Source organism: Arthrobacter sp. yr096 (genome assembly GCF_900108925.1).
Lineage (GTDB): Bacteria > Actinomycetota > Actinomycetes > Actinomycetales > Micrococcaceae > Arthrobacter.
Window position 1 is genome coordinate 710714 of record NZ_FNYI01000001.1, and the last position, 19061, is coordinate 729774.

General features: G+C 61.6%; 15 protein-coding genes and 2 tRNA genes. 11 read left to right on the forward strand and 6 right to left on the reverse strand.

Going from position 1 to position 19061, the window contains the following annotated elements; genetic code table 11:
* Positions 1-189: 189 nt before the first annotated feature.
* The 5 genes from BMY91_RS03380 to BMY91_RS03400 all read left to right on the forward strand — a co-directional run bounded on the left by BMY91_RS03380 (position 190) and on the right by BMY91_RS03400 (position 5971).
* Positions 190-1326 (forward strand): YlbL family protein, encoded by a 1137-nt coding sequence (locus tag BMY91_RS03380; protein ID WP_090818236.1) that lies wholly within the window; start codon positions 190-192, stop codon positions 1324-1326.
* Positions 1327-1451: 125 nt separating this feature from the next.
* A complete protein-coding gene (locus BMY91_RS03385) occupies positions 1452-4448 on the forward strand; it encodes a UPF0182 family membrane protein (protein ID WP_177179837.1) in 2997 nt (998 codons plus the stop codon).
* A gap of 138 nt (positions 4449-4586) precedes the next feature.
* Positions 4587-4660: transfer RNA gene (locus BMY91_RS03390), tRNA-Met, on the forward strand.
* Positions 4661-4939: 279 nt separating this feature from the next.
* A tRNA-Met gene (locus BMY91_RS03395) sits at positions 4940-5013 on the forward strand.
* A gap of 160 nt (positions 5014-5173) precedes the next feature.
* Positions 5174-5971, forward strand: a complete 798-nt coding sequence (locus tag BMY91_RS03400) for a GntR family transcriptional regulator (protein ID WP_090818242.1) — start codon at positions 5174-5176, stop codon at positions 5969-5971.
* Positions 5972-6061: 90 nt separating this feature from the next.
* Here BMY91_RS03400 and BMY91_RS03405 read toward each other — a convergent pair whose 3' ends face one another.
* On the reverse strand, positions 6062-6850 hold the full coding sequence (locus BMY91_RS03405; protein ID WP_090818245.1) for a PspA/IM30 family protein: 789 nt from the start codon (positions 6848-6850) through the stop codon (positions 6062-6064).
* 98 nt (positions 6851-6948) lie between these two features.
* The gene (locus BMY91_RS03410; protein ID WP_177179838.1) at positions 6949-9003 is read right to left on the reverse strand and encodes a TPM domain-containing protein; all 2055 of its coding nucleotides are present in this window, start codon (positions 9001-9003) and stop codon (positions 6949-6951) included.
* A 319-nt stretch (positions 9004-9322) separates the two neighbouring features.
* On the opposite strand from BMY91_RS03410, the gene BMY91_RS03415 reads away from it, so the two are divergent.
* The 6 genes from BMY91_RS03415 to BMY91_RS03440 all read left to right on the forward strand — a co-directional run bounded on the left by BMY91_RS03415 (position 9323) and on the right by BMY91_RS03440 (position 15826).
* A complete protein-coding gene (locus BMY91_RS03415) occupies positions 9323-11023 on the forward strand; it encodes a S1C family serine protease (RefSeq protein WP_090818248.1) in 1701 nt (566 codons plus the stop codon).
* Between the two features lie 226 nt (positions 11024-11249).
* Positions 11250-12053, forward strand: a complete 804-nt coding sequence (locus BMY91_RS03420) for an electron transfer flavoprotein subunit beta/FixA family protein (RefSeq protein ID WP_090819130.1) — start codon at positions 11250-11252, stop codon at positions 12051-12053.
* A gap of 14 nt (positions 12054-12067) precedes the next feature.
* Positions 12068-13021, forward strand: a complete 954-nt coding sequence (locus BMY91_RS03425; RefSeq protein WP_090818251.1) for an electron transfer flavoprotein subunit alpha/FixB family protein — start codon at positions 12068-12070, stop codon at positions 13019-13021.
* 5 nt (positions 13022-13026) lie between these two features.
* Positions 13027-13806, forward strand: coding sequence for a PIG-L deacetylase family protein (locus BMY91_RS03430; RefSeq protein WP_090818254.1), 780 nt, complete (start codon positions 13027-13029; stop codon positions 13804-13806).
* A 74-nt stretch (positions 13807-13880) separates the two neighbouring features.
* A complete protein-coding gene (locus BMY91_RS03435; RefSeq protein WP_090818257.1) occupies positions 13881-14426 on the forward strand; it encodes a gluconokinase in 546 nt (181 codons plus the stop codon).
* A complete protein-coding gene (locus BMY91_RS03440) occupies positions 14423-15826 on the forward strand; it encodes a GntT/GntP/DsdX family permease (RefSeq protein ID WP_090818260.1) in 1404 nt (467 codons plus the stop codon). Before BMY91_RS03435 ends, BMY91_RS03440 begins: the two co-directional genes overlap by 4 nt.
* Before the next feature lie 81 nt (positions 15827-15907).
* Here BMY91_RS03440 and BMY91_RS03445 read toward each other — a convergent pair whose 3' ends face one another.
* From BMY91_RS03445 to BMY91_RS03460, 4 genes are all read right to left on the reverse strand, one after another.
* Positions 15908-16741, reverse strand: a complete 834-nt coding sequence (locus BMY91_RS03445) for an anti-sigma factor (RefSeq protein ID WP_090818265.1) — start codon at positions 16739-16741, stop codon at positions 15908-15910.
* 1 nt (position 16742) lies between these two features.
* Entirely contained in the window at positions 16743-17348 is a 606-nt protein-coding gene (gene sigK, locus BMY91_RS03450) for an ECF RNA polymerase sigma factor SigK (protein ID WP_090818268.1), read from the reverse strand.
* Between the two features lie 189 nt (positions 17349-17537).
* Positions 17538-18005, reverse strand: a complete 468-nt coding sequence (locus BMY91_RS03455) for a tRNA (cytidine(34)-2'-O)-methyltransferase (RefSeq protein ID WP_090818271.1) — start codon at positions 18003-18005, stop codon at positions 17538-17540.
* Between the two features lie 76 nt (positions 18006-18081).
* On the reverse strand, positions 18082-19026 hold the full coding sequence (locus BMY91_RS03460; protein ID WP_090818275.1) for a J domain-containing protein: 945 nt from the start codon (positions 19024-19026) through the stop codon (positions 18082-18084).
* Positions 19027-19061: the final 35 nt, after the last annotated feature.

A 19061-nucleotide genomic window follows, 5' to 3' on the forward strand; every position in this document is an offset into this window, starting at 1 on the left:
GGCTGGTGATCTCTTTCACCGTACCCCGCAGCCGGTGGGCTGTCTGCCCGGATGCTGCGTCGTTCGCTGTAGGCAAAGCAGACCCGCAACGTCTGACCGCGTAGTGTTGATGTTTGGTATGTGCCGCCACCGTGTTCGGTGGCACGAGCCGTGGAACCGGTCACGTAACGCCGGCATAGAGAGGCCTCAATGCTTACTTCGCCCAGCCCCGAGGGCTCACTGGATCCGCGTCGGACGCCCGACGCCGATCCCTCCTCAGTGCCTCCGGCACCTCCCCGCGACACCAGGTACATGATCATGGTGATTTCAGGGCTGGTGGCGCTTGGTTTGGGCATAGGCGCGGCGGCCCTGCCGGTCCCGTATGTCATCGAGTCGGCGGGACCCACCTTCAATACGCTGGGCAAAGACGGAGACAAACCGGTCATCAGCATCTCCGGCCGTGAGTCTTTTCCGGCCAAGGGCAACCTGGACCTCACCACCGTCGTGATGACCGGAGGCCCCAAGAGCCCCGCAACGATTTTCGATGTCTTCCGAGCATGGTTGGACAGTTCCAAGGCCATCTACCCGGAAGAACTCATCTATCCCAAGGGCACCACTGCAGAGCAGACGGTGCAAGAGGGCGAGATTGCCATGGAGACGTCACAGGAGAATGCCTTCGCTGCAGCGTTGCGGGAGTTGGATATTCCGTTTGAGCAGCGGCTGAATGTCGCAGGCCTCTCAGACCCGTCACCCTCTGCCGGAAAAATCCAGGCAGGCGATCTCCTGAAGTCCATCAACGGCAAGGCCATTACGTCCATGAGCGTGATCCAGGCCGAACTTGCCGCGGGGGCTGGAGCCCCGGCGGTGGTTGTAGTGGACAGGAACGGCGCCCCAGTGACGGAAACTATTACGCCCACCAAGAATTCGGCCGACCGCTATGTACTGGGTGTTCTTTTGGCCAGTGACTTCACATTCCCGTTCGACGTGCGTATTTCCTTGGAGAATGTGGGCGGCCCCAGCGCTGGAATGATGTTCGCCCTGGGCATCGTGGACAACCTCACGCCAGGGGACATGACGGGCGGCAAGCACGTGGCTGGTACCGGCACCATTACGGCCGACGGCGTCGTGGGACCCATCGGTGGCATCGCCCAGAAGATGATCGGTGCCCGTCAGCAGGGGGCCACCATGTTCCTCGCCCCGGCCGCCAACTGTGCGGATGTGGTGGGCCATGTTCCGGACGGTTTGCAGGTGGTGAAAGTGGAAACATTGGCTGATGCCACCTCGGCCGTGGAGCGGCTCGGGACCGGGGACGACACGGCAGGCCTTCCCACCTGCACAAACAACTAGACTGACGGTGGAACTTAGCTTCACCGCCACTCGTGGCATATATGACGGCCTCCGCCATATCCCAGCGGCTGAGATTGTCAACCCTCGCACACCGACTGTCCACTGACACCAATGAGGTACAGAGTTTGTCCCGTCCCGCCAGCTCCAACCCGCCCGGAAGATCACCGCTGAGACGAGGTGCCCTGACTCCGACGCTCATCGTCGTGGCGGTGGCCGTCGTCGGGTTTATTTTCTTCGCCAATGTGTGGACTGACGTCCTCTGGTACCAGCAGCTTGGGTTCTTCGAAGTTTATCTTCGGGAGAACCTCGCCAGGATTATTACTTTCCTGGTTGGTTTCGCAATGATGTTTGCTGCTGTTTTCTTTGCCATCAGAATCGCCTACCGCTCCCGTCCGGTCTATGCACCTGATGCTGAGTCTCGGGACAACCTGAACCGCTACCAGGCGCAGCTTGAACCTGTGCGCCGCGTGGTCATGATCGGTCTCCCCATTCTCTTCGGTCTCTTTGCCGGCAGCGCCGCAGCCAGCCAGTGGCAGAAGGCACTTTTGTTCTTCAACCAGGAACCGTTCGGTCAGACGGACCCCCTGTTTAACCTCGACATCAGCTTTTACCTCATGTCCTTGCCGTTCCTGGGCTTTGTCACGGGATTCCTGATCAGCATCGCTGTGGTAGCCGGTATCGCCGGCATCCTGACCCACTACCTTTACGGCAGCATCCGCCTCATGGAACGCGGTATCTTCACCAGCCGCGCGGCGCAGATCCATATCGCTGTGACCGGCGCCCTGTTCCTGATCCTGCTGGGTATCAACTTCTGGCTTGACCGGTACACGACCGTCCAGAGCAACTCCGGCCGTTGGGCCGGTGCGCTCTACACAGACGTCAACGCCGTTGTGCCAACCAAAGCCATCCTTGCCGTCGCGGCAGGTCTGGTGGCAATCCTCTTCATCATTGCTGCGATCATCGGACGCTGGCGCCTGCCCGTGATTGGTACCGCGATGCTCGTCATTACGGCCATCCTGGCCGGCGGTGTCTACCCATGGGTGATCCAGCAGTTCCAGGTGCGTCCGTCGGAAAACACCTTGGAAAAGGAATTCATAGACCGCAACATCACCATGACGCGGGCTGCCTATGGCCTGGACAAGATCGATGTGTCCGCTTACAACGCCACAACCACCGCCACGACCGGTGCATTGGCAGCTGACGCTCAGACCACCGCCAACATTCGCCTTCTGGATCCGAACCTTATTTCTTCGGCATTTGCCCAGCTTGAGCAGTACCGCCCGTATTACCAGTTCCCCCAGACGCTGAACGTTGATCGTTACGTGGTGGATGGCAAGGTCCAGGACACGGTTATCGCCGTTCGTGAACTCAACCCGGATGGCCTAAGCGCCAACCAGCAGACGTGGGTCAACCGGCACATTGTCTACACCCACGGCTACGGCGTAGTGGCGGCCAAGGGCAACAAGTTCACCGCCGACGGCAAGCCGGAGTTCCTCCAGTCGGGCATCCCGTCCAATGGAGTCCTCGGAAACGACACCACCTACGAGCCCCGTATCTACTTCGGCGAGAATTCTCCCGAGTACTCCATTGTGGGTGCACCCGACGGTGCTCCCAACCGTGAGCAGGACCGGCCCGCGGGCCGTGAAGGCGGGGGAGAGACGCAGTACACCTTCAGCGGCAACGGTGGACCCAACGTTGGAAACTGGCTCAACAGGATTCTGTACTCCATCAAGTTCCAGTCATCGGATCTGTTGCTGTCCGACGGCGTGAACGCTGAGTCTCAGATCTTGTACGAACGCAATCCCCGCGAACGCGTCGAGAAGCTGGCACCGTACCTGACGGTTGACGGTAACGCCTACCCGGCAGTTGTTGACGGACGGGTGAAGTGGATCGTCGACGGTTACACCACCAGCCAGTACTTCCCGTACTCGCAGCCGCAGCAGTTGCAGAACGCGACTGCTGATTCGCAGACCAACGCCGGACGCACCGTTGCCTTGCCGAACAGCTCCGTGAATTACATCCGGAACTCTGTGAAGGCCACAGTGGATGCCTATGACGGCTCAGTAAACCTTTACGCCTGGGATGACCAGGATCCGATTCTGAAGGCGTGGCAGAAGGTCTTCCCAACTGCCATCAAGCCCTACTCAGAGATGTCGGGCGATCTCATGAGCCACGTCCGGTACCCGGAGGACCTCTTCAAGGTCCAGCGTGAACTGCTCGGCCGCTACCACGTAACGGACCCGGACAGCTTCTACCAGAACAATGACGCGTGGAGCGTTCCGAACGATCCCACCGTTTCGGAGGCCGTAAAACAGCCGCCTTTCTACATGTCGTTGCAGATGCCTGATCAGGAGAAGCCAGCCTTCCAGCTGACGTCGTCCTTTATTCCGCAAACAGTCAACGGCAGTGCCCGTAACATCCTGTACGGATTCCTGGCAGCTGACTCCGACGCTGGCAACGTGAAGGGCGTCAAGGGGGAGAGCTACGGAAAGCTGCGGCTGCTGGAACTCCCGACTGACACCCAGGTGCCTGGACCCGGACAAGCGCAGAACAAGTTCAACTCTGATCCCACCGTGTCCCAGGCGCTGAACCTCCTGCGCCAAGGTGCATCCGATGTGCTGAACGGAAACCTGTTGACACTTCCCGTGGGTGGCGGCCTGCTTTACGTGCAGCCCGTTTATTTGAAGTCCACCGGTGAAACGTCCTACCCGACGCTGCAGCGCGTGCTGGTCGCGTTCGGTGACAAGATCGGATTCGCGCCCACCTTGGACGCAGCACTGGACCAATTGTTCGGCGGCAACTCCGGTGCCACAGCCGGCGACGCGGACAACAATGGCCAAACACCCACCGCACCACCCGGTACCACCACGCCACCGGCCGGACCTACCGACGCCAAGGCTGACCTGAAGGCAGCCCTGGACGAGGCCAACAAGGCCATCCAGGACGGTCAGGCAGCGCTGGCCAAGGGCGACTTTGCCGGCTACGGCGCGCAGCAGACCAAGTTGTCTGAAGCGCTGAAGAAGGCGCTGGACGCTGAAGGCCGTTTGGGTGCGACCTCCACGCCGGCTGCGACTCCGGAGGCTACTCCGAGTGCGACTCCGTCGCCTTCGCCGAGTAGCTGACGCGACAGCTTGATTGAAAAGGCCCGTGTTGACTCCCGCCAAGGGGTAGTCGACACGGGCCTTTTCTGCGGGGGAGACACACATCACGCAGTCAGGATTTGGTCTGGCATTCACCGGGCGGTAATGTTGTTCTTGCGACGCGGGGTGGAGCAGTTCGGTAGCTCGCTGGGCTCATAACCCAGAGGTCACAGGTTCAAATCCTGTCCCCGCAACTGGAAAAAGGTCCGGATCAGTAATTACTGATCCGGACCTTTTGCTTTTCCCGAATGGCACACTTTGAATTATTAGTGATCTCCCATCCGCAATCTTGAAAGCAGCCAGGACATTCCTGCGAGCCTGAATTCCCATCCCGCCGGTTCTTCTTCAGTAAACGGCGGAAGTGCGTTTAGACGGGTTCTCAGGTCCCTCGGATGCTATGGAGTGATCTACGGCACCATTGCTACCTTATGGTCAAGAGCACCCCAGCGGGTGCGGTAGAGTTGTTCTTGCGACGCGGGGTGGAGCAGTTCGGTAGCTCGCTGGGCTCATAACCCAGAGGTCACAGGTTCAAATCCTGTCCCCGCAACTGGAGAAAAGGTCCGGATCAGTAATTACTGATCCGGACCTTTTGTTTAAGCCCGGACCTCGTGTCCAGCCGGGAACTTTTGATGAGCCAGTTGTCGGGCAACCCAGTGCTAGCATCAAACCCGGATTTACTGAGGCACGAACGATGGATAGGACGCCCAATGGTCAACGACGACTTCACTGCCGGGGCCGATCGCGACGTTCTTCAGCGGGACAGTCCTGTTGCTGTCTACCAGCAAGTGGCCGATGTTCTGACGGAGCAGGTCAGCCGCTTGGAGCCTGGATCCCGGATAGCCACTGAAGAGTCGCTGATGGACCAGTACGGCATCAGCCGGACCACGGTCCGCAAAGCGATCGAAACGCTCGTGGCAAAGGGCCTGCTGGTCCGCAGGCAGGGCAAAGGGACGTTCGTGATGGCCCAGCGTCCAGTGAAAATGTTGAACCGTCTGGCACCCTTCATGGAGACGTTTACGGCGGCAGGGATGAAAACCGTCAAGGGCCTCATCGAATATAAATGGATGGAAAAGGACACATCGGTTCCGGCCAAACTGGTTTCCGATGACAACCTTGTGCTTGTGATCCGGCGCTCCTATTCAAGCGCTGGCTGGCCCTACGCAATTGCAGAAATCTTCATCCCCTCCCATATCGGGCGCCACATCAGTTTGGCGGACGCCGAACGCAACTCCATTTATCAGGTCATCCAAGACAGGACGCTGAAGCCGCTGCAGCGGGCTGAAATCACTGTGACCATGCATGCCCCGCCGGAACACCTGGCAGATGCCCTGAACGTCCGTGGGTTCGCCATGGTGCCGCGTCTGGAGCGCACTACGCTGGGCGATCATGGAGAGGTGCTGGAGTGCACCGTGACGTACTTTCACCCCAAAGGATTTGAAATCCGGGCCGAGGTGGCAACGGATGCCAGCCCTATCCAAGACTCCGCAGTTCACGGTGCAGGGTAGCTGCACAGCAGGAAGGGGCCGGATTCTTGTCAGAATCCGGCCCCTTCCGTGGTTCAGCGGTACGATACCGGCAATGCGCCGGCCCCAAGCTTAGAGCTTGTCGAAATCAGCTTCGTCGACGGTTGCCCCGCTTGATGCGGTGGCGCCGGCGCCGATGGCAGGTTTGGAGCCGCCCGACTTCAGAGCGGCAAGGCGAGCCTCAATTTCGGTCTGCTCGCCCAGGTCCTCAAGCTGGTTGAACTGGGCATCAAGGCTGGAGCTTGCAAGTTCCTGCTGGCCCAGGACCTTGGCCTCTTCACGGCGGATCTTCTCTTCGAAGCGGCCCACCTCGCTGGTGGGATCCATGATGTCGATGCTCTTGAGAGCATCGTGAACCTGGGACTGCGCGGCCGCAGTCTTGGAGCGGGCCACCAGCTCGTTGCGCTTTGCGGTGAGCTGGTTGAGCTTGTTCTTCATCTGGTCGAGCCCGGTCTTGAGCTTGTCCACGACCTCGGTCTGTGAGGCGATGCTCGGCTCTGCAGACTTTGCCTCGGACTCCGCGGTCATCTGGCGCTGGATGGCTACCTTGGCAAGGTTGTCGAACTTCTGGGCATCCACGGTGTCGCCTGCGTTGCGGTACTCGTCGGCCTTCCGGGACGCTGCCAGGGCCTTGTTTCCCCAGTCCTGGGCGTTCTTGACGTCCTCGTTGTAGTCGGCCTGCAGCATACGGAGATTACCGATGGTCTGGGCCACGGCTGACTCGGCCTCGGCAATGTTGTTCGTGTAGTCGCGGACCATCTGGTCCAGCATCTTCTGCGGGTCCTCAGCCTGGTCCAGCAAGGCGTTGATGTTTGCCTTGGCGAGCTGTGAGATCCGACCGAAAATGGACTGCTTAACCATGGTGATGCCTTTCGTCCTGCTCAGTGGTGCCACTGAAGTCAGTGATCAGTTGTTGTACCGCTTCTATGCGGGGCATGGACCCCACGTAGTCTGTCTGGCTAGAAGCTGCCGGAGTCTCCGCCGCCGAAGTCGCCACCGCCGCCGAAGTCGCCTCCGCCGCCGGAGTCACCGCCGAAGAAGCCGCCACCTCCGCCGCCGTCATTGCCGCCGCCCCAGCCGCCCCCGCCGCCATTGAGGATGGAATTGATGAGGATGCCGCCGAGGATGGCACCGCCGAGGCCGCCGCCTCCGCCGCCACCGCCGAACATGCCACCGCGTCCGTAGCCTTGGCCCTGGTCTGCATAGCCGAACTGGTCGACGTCCGACTGCGCAAGCTGGGCCGCCTGGGCGGCGAGTGAATGCGCCTGCTGGGCATATGTCAGGGCCGTGACGGGATCGTTGCGCGAGATGGACAGTGCGTAATCGAGGTTGCGTTGAGCTTCGGCCAGCCGGGTCCTTGCCTCTGTGCCCACGCCGCCGCGTCGGGCAGTGATGTAGTCGGAGGTGGCGCTGATCTGGGCCTGGGCAGCCATGATGGTCTGCTGCAGAGATGCTTGTGCCCGGCGGGCCTGCTCCTGCTGGTCGCGAATACCGGACAGGGACTGGTCCAAAGCCTGATGGGCTGACTCCACGCGGCTGAGGGTCGCGATGGGATCGATCTTTCCACCTTGGATCTCGGTCTTCACTTGTGCCAAGGCGGCTTCGACACCAGCTACGGGGCCGGCAAGTTCAGGGTGCTCGCCCGATTGGATCATGGCCCTGGCCTGGGCGAGGTCCTGGCTGGTCTCCGCAACTGCGCCTTCAAGCGATGTGCGGGCCTCATCCAGGCTTCCAGCCGTCTTTGTTATCGCGTCGATCAGCACATTCGTCTGGTGCAGGCTTTCCTCGGCCGCGCGAACGGCTACTGCGGCCAAGCTGTTCTCGCCGACCGCCAATTTCTCCTGTGCAGCGGTGACAGCATTCTGCACGAATGCGAGTCGCTCTTTAGCCTGCAGGATGTTGTCGGAGACCTGCGTCAAGGCGGATTCAGCGTACTTTGCGCGCAAGCCCTCAAGTGATTGCTCGGCGTTTGCGATCTTTGAGTCCGCGTCCTTGGCTCCAGCGGACACCGCTGCCAGGGCCTGGGGGGCATTCTTTTCAAGCTCCCGCAAAGAGTCGAAGTCTGCCTTTTGGTCGCGCAGTGACGCAAGTGCTGCCTCTGACCTGCGAATGATTTCGCCGAGCCAGCTCCGCTGTTGCTCTTCAGTGTCCGGAATGTGGTCATCAAGCTGCTGCTGAAGCTTGAAGGATTCCGTCATGTGGCCCTTGGCTTCCTCCAGGGCTTTGGTGAAGTTCCCGATTGCGGAGTCGCCGTACTGTGCCTGGGCAAATCCGAGTTCCTGCTCGCTGGACTTGATGGCGTCGTCCGCCTCGATCAACAGCGAGCCGCTCTTTTGCCGCAGTTCCGGGATGCTGAGGCCAGCCAAGGGGTCAAGCTGCTCACCTTGCGGTCCATAACTGGCGCTGGTGGCCTGGCTGCCCTTCTTGCGGCGGTTACGCAAGTACAGGTATGTCCCTGCGCCACCGGCGGCTACAACACCGACTCCAACGAGGACGCCAACTCCGGCGTTGCCGCTGGGCACTGTCCCGCTTCCACCGCCTGCAGCGTCGCCGATGGCTGCAGCCGTATCTATGGCTGCTTGGGCATAGTCCTTCTTGCCGCCTGCCAGATTGGCAACAACGGCATTCTGAGCGATTGCCGACTGTTTGGAGTAGATGGAGCTCCCCGAGTTCAGGGCGAAGTTGTACTGGCCAGCCGTGGAAATCGCCAGAATGGCGTCCGGCTTACCCATGAGCTTCTTATCGGCAACGGCCTTGGTCCACTCTTTGGGGTCCGACGGGTTGGTGAAGGAGTCCACGGTGACCACGTAAAGGTTGTACTTGTGATCCTTGAGCGTTTTTTGGATGGCGTCCTGGACTTCGCCTTTTCGGCTGCCCAGCACGTTGGCGTCGTCCACGATGTTTTGTCCGGACGGAATGGTCACCGGATCGGTGGCCCAGGCAGCTGAGGCCGGGAAGGCCAACAGTCCAGCCACGCCAATTCCGGCGAGTACGCGTTTAAATATTGACCGCATGTGCAACCCTTCAGCACGTCTGCGACTGGAACAAGGCGTACCAATCGTCACAGAATGCTCAGCGCCCCCACGCATGGTGTAAAGCCGCAGGTCGCTGTGGCAATTCCTCTTGATTCTATGGTGCACCCCATGGCCCGTCCACAGCAGTGAATATGCCACCAGCGAAATATAGGAGAGAGCCGGATTGTTCAGCCGTTGAGGGAATTTTGGAGAGCCGGCCACAGGCGCCCACGCCTTTCAGGAAGCTCCCAGCGAACGTCCGCTTTTGTTCCAGTAATTGGGTACATAGTTGTTGAAGACGAGGACGAAAGGAACCCCCATGACGGAGAACCCAGCGCAGGGCACCGCACCAGAGAACCGCGAGCCTGCTGAGCCGCGGGACGTGACGGGAGAGCACAATGATGCCGCCGCCACCCAGCAGCAGCCTGCCTGGTCTTCAGGGCAGGGCGCGGGCGAGCAGGCCGGGAATACCGAGCAGGCCGGGAATACACAGCCAACAACTCCCATGCCGGCCTTCCAGCCACCTGCAACCCCGGCCCAGCACAGCACGCCGGACCAGCACAGCACGCCGGACCAGCAGGGCACCGCGCCACACTACGGTGCTCCCGCACAGGCGAACCCGACCGCGCAGCAGCCGCACTACTACGGCGCTCCGCAACAGCAGGACCCGGCGCATCGCCCCAGCTACCCCCAGCACCAGCCGTTCTACGGCGGCGGTTCGAATCCCGGCGACGGCAACGCGCAGTTCAATAGCGCTCAAGGCCAGCAGGGTCCTGGGATGCAGCACACTCCAGGGCACTCATCGGCGGTAGCCACCAAGCGCAAGCCGGCATTCGGCGTCGGTACCCTGGTTGCGAGCATGCTGGCAGCGGGTCTGGTTGGCGGCGGTGTAGTGGCCGGAACCAACATGCTCTGGGACAACCCTGCTCCGGCCGCCTCCACGAGTGGACAATCCAGCACGGTGATCGTGAACAACAAGGACGACGTCAACGTCATCACGGCTGCCGCCGCCAAGGCGTCGCCCAGCGTGGTGACCATCAAGGCAACCAGCGGCAACGAAGGTGGGACCGGCTCTGGCATCATCCTGGATGACCAAGGCCACATCCTCACCAACACGCACGTGGTGACCCTTGACGGCGCCACTGCCAACGCAACCATCGAGGTCCGCACCAATGATGGCAAGGTCCTCAAAGCCACAGTTGTTGGCACGGATCCGTTGTCTGACCTGGCAGTCATCAAGGTCAGCGATGCCTCCGGACTGGTACCGGCAACGCTTGGTGACTCTTCCAAGATCAACGTGGGGGACACCGCCGTCGCCATCGGTTCGCCGCTGGGCCTGACGGGTACGGTGACGGACGGCATCGTCTCCACGCTCAACCGCACCATCAGCGTCGCGTCGTCCGCCGTTCCGGAAGGCACCCCTGATGAAAGCCAGGGTGGTGACGAGGGCTTCCAGTTCGCACCGCCGAACGGTAGCCAGAGCCAGAACACGGCCAATGAGGGCTCGATCGCGATCAACGTCATCCAAACCGACGCGGCCATCAATCCGGGCAACTCCGGTGGTGCGCTGGTGAACAGCAAGGGTGAAGTCATTGGCGTCAACGTTGCCATCGCATCGGCTGGCAGCAGCACGTCCCAGTCTTCAGCCGGCAACATCGGTGTGGGCTTCAGCGTCCCGATCAACCACGCAAAGCGTGTGGCGCAGGAGATTATTGATAACGGCAAGGCAAGCCATGGACAGTTCGGTGTATCTGTTCGTTCGAAGTCTTCCACTGGCAGCGATTCCGGCTTCTCTGTGGGAGCTGAGGTTGCCTCGGTGACCAGCGGATCGGCCGCAGCCAAGGCCGGGCTTAAAGTTGGCGACGTCGTGACCAAGTTCGGTGATTACACGGTCAGTGATCCCAACCAGCTGACCGCAGCCGTCCGGGAACAGCCGGCCGGTGCAAAGGTCAAGGTAACAATCCTGCGTGGTGGCCAGTCACAAGAGGTTGAGGTCACCCTCGACGCCGCTCAACAGTAGTCGGTACAGGCAACGCACGACGACGGGCGGCACCTCATGGGTGCTGCCCGTCGTCGTGGCGTCCCCGGTATTGCCCGGCTGAAACAGGCGTTAACGCTGGGAGTGGTTTTCTGCGGGCAATATGCTTAGCTAGGACGAGCCCACGCGCTGGGCAATTCGCGGCCACGCTCTTGCGGTTGGCCGTCCACAAGCATGGAAGGCTGCTTCGAAGACAGTGGAAGAGACATTGAAGATTGTCGTTCTGGTCAAGCACGTCCCGGACGCGCAGTTCGACCGGCACATCACCGGACCTGGCAACACGACCGACCGTGACGAGAGCATCTTGTCCGAACTCGATGAGTACGCACTTGAGGCAGCCTTGCAGCTGGCGGAAGAGCGTGGTGGTCCGAAGGCCGGCAACGAGGTCATAGCCTTGAGCATGGGTCCGGCCGGTGCGGTCAACGCGGTGAAGAAGTCGCTGCAGATCGGCGCGTATTCTGGCGTTCACCTCAGCGATGACGCTCTGGCAGGTTCTGACGCAGCCGCCACCTCGCTGGCCCTTGCCGCCGCCATCCGGCACCTTTCGGCTGACGGCCGTCCGGTGGACCTGGTCCTGACCGGCATGGCATCCACCGATGGAGAGACGTCGCTGATTCCCGCGCAGCTCGCGGAGCGGTTGTCATTCCCGCAGGTGACCTTTGCTTCCAGCCTTGACATTGCGGGTGGCCAGGTCACTGCACGCCGCGACGCCGGAGCATACTCGGAGACCGTCGAAGCGCAGCTTCCTGCCGTGGTTTCGGTGACGGACCAGATCAACGAGCCCCGCTACCCCAACTTCAAGGGCATTCTGGCCGCGAAGAAGAAGAAGATCGCTTCCCTGTCCCTCGCGGACATCGGCGTGGATGCCTCGCAGGTAGGCCTGGCCGGCTCCTGGACGGTAGTGGAATCCGCTGATGCCCGGCCACCGCGGACAGCCGGCACCATCATTACCGACGACGGCGACGCCGGCATCAAGCTGGTCGACTTCCTCGCCGCACAGAAGCTGCTCTAAAGGGGACTCCAACCATGGCACATGCACTTGTTTTCATTGACAATCCCGGAGCAGCTCTCAAGAAGAGTAGCCTGGAACTCCTGACCATCGCCCGTTCGTTGGGTGAAACCGCCGTCGCCTTCACCGGTGAATTGAACGACGACGTCGCCGCCACCCTGGGTGCCTATGGCGTCACCGCCGTGTACCGGCCGTCGGCCGACGACCTTGACGATTATCTGGTGGGCCCCAAGGCCGTCTACCTGGCCGCCGCTGTGGGAGCTTCCGGTGCCTCAGCCGTTCTGGTGGACAATTCCCCGGAGGGCAAGGAAATTGCGGGCCGGCTCGGGATCAAGCTGAATGCCGGCGTTATTACTGACGTTGTGGGCGTGGAGCCCGACGGTACTGCACATAAGTCGGTTCTTGCAGGCTCGTACACCACCACCGCGAAGGCCACCACCCCGGTGACGATTCTTTCCGTCAAGGCCAACAATGTTGAGCCCGCACCGGCCGCCGTGGCTACGGCTCCGGCTACCGCAACTGTAGATGTCCCGGCTGATGCGGCCGCGAACTCCGCCCGCATCGCCACGCGCACCGAGAAACCCGTCAGCGGCCGGCCGGACCTTGGCGAAGCCAGGATCGTGGTAGCCGGCGGTCGCGGCGTAGACGGCGATTTCGGACCCGTGGAAGAGCTTGCTGACGCCTTGGGTGCAGCTGTGGGTGCTTCACGTGCTGCAACAGATGCGGGCTGGATTGGTCACGACGCACAGGTTGGCCAAACCGGCGTCACGGTCTCCCCGCAGTTGTACATCTCTGCCGGCATTTCAGGTGCCATCCAGCAAAAAGCCGGAATGCAGACCTCCAAGGTCATCGTGGCCATCAACAAGGACGCCGAGTCACCGGTGTTCGAAATCGCGGACTATGGCATCATCGGAGACCTTTTCAAGGTGCTCCCGCAGGCTACTGCCGAAATCAAGAAGCGGAAAGGCTGATCCCTTTGCCCACTGACGTTCCGTCAGCAAAGAGCCCGTTCGACGCCTCCACGGAGCGCGTTGAGCGGGTGCTTTGTTTTACTGCCCATCCCGACGACATCGATTTTGGTGCTGCAGGGACCATCGCGGCCTGGACGGCGGCCGGCGTTCAAGTCAGTTATTGCATCATGACTGACGGCGATGCCGGCGGCTTCGATCCCGCGGACCGCGAACGGATCATCGAGCTGCGGGCCGAGGAGCAAAAGCGCGCCGCTGCTCTGGTGGGTGTTACGGATATCCGCTACCTTCACGAGCGGGACGGGTACCTGGAACCGACACATGGCGTCATCAAGCAGGTAGTGAAGCTGATTCGCGAAATCCGTCCGGACATCGTGCTGACCATGCACCCGGAACGGAACTGGGACCGCCTCCAGAAGAGCCACCCGGACCACCTTGCAGCGGGGGAGGCGGTGACCCGGGCCGTGTATCCAGCAGTGGAGAATCCGTTCGCCTACCCGGAGCTGGCCGCGGCCGGACTAGAGGCCTACAAGTTGCCGTGGCTGTGGTTTATCTCCAGCCCGGAGTCCAGGGAGAACCACTCTGTGGATGTTTCGGAGCATGTCGACGCGAAGCTTGCCGCTATCAGGGTCCATGCGAGCCAGCATCCTGATATCGAGGGAATGGAACGCGTGGTCAGGGACATGATGCTGGGCAATGGTGAGCGGGCCGGCCTGCCCGGCGGAGCGAGCGCTGAGTTCTTCCACGTAGTTGCAGTCAACGGATCCACCACCATCGCAGGTTTCTGACGTTGCCGTGGTGTAACCCGTGTCATATGCTTGATCTCGGTTAAATCATATTTATTCGAGGAAGGCAGACTTTGATGGCGAAGACTGCGCAACAACCCGTACTGGTGATTATGGGAGTCTCCGGTTCCGGTAAGTCGACCGTGGCAGGCGTTCTCGCTGGGAAGCTTGGGTGGGACCTTGCCGAAGGCGACGACCTGCACCCAGAGGCCAACGTGGCCAAGATGCAATCGGGGCTGGCTCTCAGCGATGACGACCGGTGGCCCTGGCTGGGCATCATCTCGGACTGGATCCGTGAGCGCGCGGATGCCGGAACTCCGGCAATCATTACGTGTTCGGCACTGAAGAAGAAGTATCGCGATGTGCTCCGCGGCGAGAACGTTGTTTTCGTCTTCCTGCAGGGGAGCAAGGACAAGATCTCCGATCGGCTCGCCTCCAGGCACGGCCACTTCATGCCGCCGTCACTCTTGGAATCGCAGTTCGACGCTCTCGAGGAACCGACGGAGGACGAGAGCTACATCTCGTTGTGTGTTTCGGCGTCTCCTGCCGAAGAAGCGGACGAAGTCATTGAACGTCTTGGTCTGCGCCCTGTAGTTGCAGGTACCGAAACGAACGCTTCGTGAGGCTCCTGGAGACCGCCACAGAGGTACAGGAATGGACGGCGCATGACACCCAGTTGCTGGTGGTCGCAGCGCTGGGCATCGCCCTGATTGTGGTGCTGATCGCCAAACTGAAACTGCACCCGTTCCTGGCCCTGGTTCTGGGCTCGGCTTTTGTTGGCCTGGCGTCAGGCGTGGAGCTGGGCAAGGTCATCACCAACTTCGAGGACGGCGTTGGGGGAGTCCTCAAGGAAGTTGGCCTGCTTATTGCGCTGGGGGCCATGCTCGGCAAGCTGCTGGCCGATTCCGGTGGCGCCAACCGTGTGGTGGACACGTTGCTGGCCAAGGCGAGCGGAAACAAGTTGGTCTGGATGATCACGCTTGTAGCCGTCATCATCGGCCTGCCGATGTTCTTCGAAATCGGGCTCGTCCTGTTGCTTCCGGTGATCGTCCTGGTGACCCAGCGATCCAAGATGAAACTGATGCGCATCGCGATCCCGGCGCTGGCTGGACTGTCGGTCCTCCACGGGCTGGTGCCGCCGCATCCGGGACCGCTGATCGCGATCAGTGCAGTCAAAGCGGAATTGGGAACAACACTGGGCCTGGGCATCCTCGTAGCGATTCCCACAGTGATCATCTGTGGTCCGCTTTTCTCACGGTTGGCTGCCCGCTGGGTCCCTGTTGATGCGCCCGCCGTAGCCGGCGGCATCGACACCCAGCACGCAGCGGACCTGAGCGAAGTGAAGCGCCAGCCGTCGTTCCTGGTGACCCTGTTGACCATCATTTTCCCCGTGGTCCTCATGCTGCTGAAGGCTTTGGGCGGCATCATCTGGCCCAACCCTGAAACAGCGCCCGCCATCCGGATCTTCTTCGACTTCGTGGGCCAGCCGTTGGTGGCCATGACACTGGCAGTCCTTCTGGCGATCGTAACGTTCGGATACGCCGTCGGATTCACAGGCAGCAGGATCACTGCGAAATTGGGCGAAAGCCTGGGACCCATTGCGGCGATCCTCCTCATTGTGGGTGCCGGTGGCGGGTTCAAGCAGACGCTGATCGGTGCGGGCGTGGGTGACGCCGTCAAGAAGTGGGCCGAGGGCGCCAACATGTCGGTCCTGGTCCTGGGTTTCATCGTGGCCGTGGCACTCCGCCTGGCCACTGGGTCAGCGACTGTCGCTACGGTGACCGCAGCGGGCATCGTGGCACCGTTGGCAAGCAGCCTGAGCCCAACACACGCGGCTTTGCTCGCCCTGGCCATCGGTGCAGGCTCGCTGTTCCTGTCCCACGTCAATGACGCCGGCTTCTGGCTGGTCAAGGAACTCTTCGGACTCACCGTTGGGCAGACGTTCAAGACGTGGTCAGTGATGGAGACACTGATCTCCGTTGTGGGCTTTGGCTTTGTGATGCTTCTGTCGCTCGTGTTGTAGCCCCAGGAAACCACGGAAACGCCCGACGGCGGCCGTCCCCGCAGGTGGGACGGCCGCCGTCGGGCTTTTAACGTCTGCGACTCAGGCGGTAAGCGCCACTACCAGGACCGGAGCGGTGGTGGGTGCGTTCGACCCGCCCGTGGGTTCAACAGTGATGGCCACGGATGACGCCGAGGACAAGCCCTTCACGACTGCAGGTTTGGATAGCGTCTGGGCGTCCATGGTGCCCTGGGGTACGGGGGCCGAGCCGTCCTTGGGCAGTGTCCACAGTTGATAGACCTTGCCGTCGGGTGCGGGAGCCACACCGTCCATCAGGACCACGAAGGAATCCTTCGCCGATGACGCGGAGATGGTGGCAGTACCGCCACCGGGAACGGGTGCGGACTTCTTCTGGACGTCCTGGGCCTGCAACACCTGATTGACGGGGTCGTTCTGCGCCGACACGTAGGTGCCAACTCCGATGCCCCCGAGCGCAATCACGGCCGCTGCCGCTGCCCCCACAATCCACCGGCGTGCGCCGCTGGCGCGCGTACGTTCTTCCCGCCTCATCCTCGCAGCAGCGAGGTCGTCGACTGCGGGGCTGGCCTCCGTGGGCGCTTCCGGCTGTACGGGGGGCTGCGTGGCAGCATCCTTGGTGATGCGCTCCATGATGTTGTCGAAGAGACCCGCAGGCGGTTCCTCTTCGGGAACGAAGCTGACAGCCAGGGTCTCGCGGGCTTGGCCAACCCGCTCCAGGAACTCGGGGCGTTCCGGGGCGTCTTTGATGTAGTCGTCGATCATAGCCCGTTCGTCGTCACTGACGGCGTCCAGGGCGTAGATTTCCGCCAACTCAAGGACCCGGCCCTCGGCAAGGTCGGTAGCGATGTCATTGGCAAACATTCTGCGGATAAAGCCTCCACCGGTGTTTTCACTCATGTCAACCCACCCCCAGGCAGGTCTTCAAGCGCAGCAGTCCGTCGCGGATGCGGGACTTAATGGTTGGGACGGCGGCGCCGAGGTGCTCGGCAACCTCCCGATACGTCAGTCCGCCGTAGTAGGCGAGCCTGACTGATTCACGCTGGGTGTCCGTCAGTGTGCCCAGGCACCGGCTGACGGCCTCGGCCTCAAAGTTTGTGTCGGCCTCTTCCGCCACCACATCACGGTCGGGGTCTTGGCTCGCAGCACCATATTTGGCTTCGCGGTCTGTCGCGGCCTGCACAGCGCGGACGCGGTCGATGGCCCGCCGGTGTGCGATGGTCATGAGCCAGGCCAAGGGGCTTCCTGAAGCGCGGTCGAACCTGGCTGCTCCTTGCCATACCTGGATAAAGACTTCCTGGGTGGCGTCTTCGCTGAGATCAGGATCGATCAGGACGCGCCTGGCCATGCCAAAGACGCGTCGGGATGTCAGGCGGTAGAACTCGGCGAAAGCCTGTTGGTCGCCTGCTGCCACGAGTTCGATCAAGCCAGCCAGTTGCGAGTTCAAATCTGACGCAGTGCCGGTGGCCTCGAAAACCGGGGGGCCGGGGTTGTTGGGGGTGTCCATCACCGTCCAGCATATGTCGTCCCGTTTGAATCCGGCAGCACAACCGGCTGACGTTGCGGGCGCGGCGGCGTATCGGCTTGGTGCCTTCACCCTGGTCTGCAGCGCGCTCACGTAGGCTCCCTCGATAAATATCAAAGGCAGGACTTGTTCCTGCATAAGGTATTCGGCGCAGATGCCCCGTTGGATGGGCTAGACCTTGGCGCCGGAGAATCCGTTCTGGCGCCAAGCTTCAAAGACTGCGATGGAGGCGGCGTTGGCCAGGTTCAGTGAACGCAACGAAGGCTTCATCGGAAGACGAACCCGTGCGGTCACATGTGGATCCTGCTTGAGCCAGTCCGGCAAACCGACCGATTCGGGACCGAACATGAGGACATCGCCCTCGCGGTAGTTGATGTCCGTGTAGGAGGTCTCGCCATCGGAGGTGTAGGCAAAGACGCGGTCAGGCTGCAGGGCAGTCCAGGCCGCCTCGATGTCCTTGTGGACCGTGACTACCGCGAGATCGTGGTAGTCAAGGCCGGCGCGGCGCAGCTTGGCATCGGAAAAGTCGAAGCCGAGGGGCTCCACCAGGTGGAGCTCGGCTCCAGTGATGGCGGCCAGTCGTATGGCGTTGCCCGTATTGCCCGGGATTTCTGGGGTGTGGAAGAGGATGCGGAACACTGTTACATCTTAGTCAGGCCGCACCCTTGCTTCCCTCGCGCTGCACTTGATGCACGCAGGGCGCCTGGAGGTGGGGCTAGTGCATGCCGCGCAGCAGACGGGCCAGGACCGGCACCACCACGGTGTTTGGGGCCGGACCTGAGCTCAGGAACTGCTTGAGTCCCCGGACCAAACCAGCGCCATTGACTACCTCCACGGAGTTCAGGCTTGACTGTCCCTTGCCGTACTGGTCAATGACGGGCTCATGAAGATTGCCATCGGGGCCGTGCAGAACCACCCAGCCGGTGACGTTGAGCTCGGGAAAGATGTCCTGCATGTGCCGGACAATATGGGCCAGTTGCGGGGGAGCGACGGATCGTCCACCGTGCCGGAGTGATTGGCCGTCCCATGCATAAGCGCCTTTGGGCAGCAGCATGGATCCCACCAGCGCCAGCCTGTAGCCGGAGAGCACCGCGTGGTCGATGTGGTTGTTGTCCGAAGGGGAACGGAGGCCGTTGATGAGCCGGGCTGCCGGTATGGCGGGCAGGACCTGCCGGCTGATGAGTTGAACCGTACGCATCTCCCGTTGGATGCGCGCTTCGGCACCAAAGATGCCGCGCTTGCGGGGAAGTCCGTGGACCTGCTGGGCCGCTTCCGCCAGCGAGATGAGCGGGACTTCGTTGGGATCGTCAAAGGCCGGTACATAGACCGGTGGATCACCGGCCGTGTTGCGTGGCGCCGAGGGTCGCTTGACATTGGCAGTGGCCGTGGGGCCCGGCGCCGGAGTGCCCGTGTAGTCGCCAGGGCGCGCCTGGCCACGGCTCGCAGCTCCGCTGGCGTACCGGCGGTCGTACTCGGCCCTCCGCTGAGGGTCGATGAGTGTTTCGTACGCGAGAGTGACCCGCCGGAACATTTCGGCTTCTCCACCGTGATCGGGGTGGGCCTTCCGGGCAGCCTTACGGTAGGCCACTTTGATCTCCTTGTCGGTCGCGGTGACGGAGACACGGAGAACCTGATAGTGCGAACTGCTGCCCTCGGCCAAGCACGGGCCCTTCTCTAAGGTGATGATCCGCTCCA

Excerpts from the sequence above, each read along its gene's own strand:
- BMY91_RS03405 (WP_090818245.1), bottom strand. The coding sequence starts at position 6,850 with ATGGTTAAGCAGTCCATTTTCGGTCGGATCTCACAGCTCGCCAAGGCA.
- BMY91_RS03380 (WP_090818236.1), top strand. The coding sequence starts at position 190 with ATGCTTACTTCGCCCAGCCCCGAGGGCTCACTGGATCCGCGTCGGACG.
- BMY91_RS03425 (WP_090818251.1), top strand. The coding sequence starts at position 12,068 with ATGGCACATGCACTTGTTTTCATTGACAATCCCGGAGCAGCTCTCAAG.
- sigK (WP_090818268.1), bottom strand. The coding sequence starts at position 17,348 with ATGGACACCCCCAACAACCCCGGCCCCCCGGTTTTCGAGGCCACCGGC.
- BMY91_RS03415 (WP_090818248.1), top strand. The coding sequence starts at position 9,323 with ATGACGGAGAACCCAGCGCAGGGCACCGCACCAGAGAACCGCGAGCCT.
- BMY91_RS03410 (WP_177179838.1), bottom strand. The coding sequence starts at position 9,003 with ATGCGGTCAATATTTAAACGCGTACTCGCCGGAATTGGCGTGGCTGGA.
- BMY91_RS03400 (WP_090818242.1), top strand. The coding sequence starts at position 5,174 with ATGGTCAACGACGACTTCACTGCCGGGGCCGATCGCGACGTTCTTCAG.
- BMY91_RS03435 (WP_090818257.1), top strand. The coding sequence starts at position 13,881 with ATGGCGAAGACTGCGCAACAACCCGTACTGGTGATTATGGGAGTCTCC.
- BMY91_RS03445 (WP_090818265.1), bottom strand. The coding sequence starts at position 16,741 with ATGAGTGAAAACACCGGTGGAGGCTTTATCCGCAGAATGTTTGCCAAT.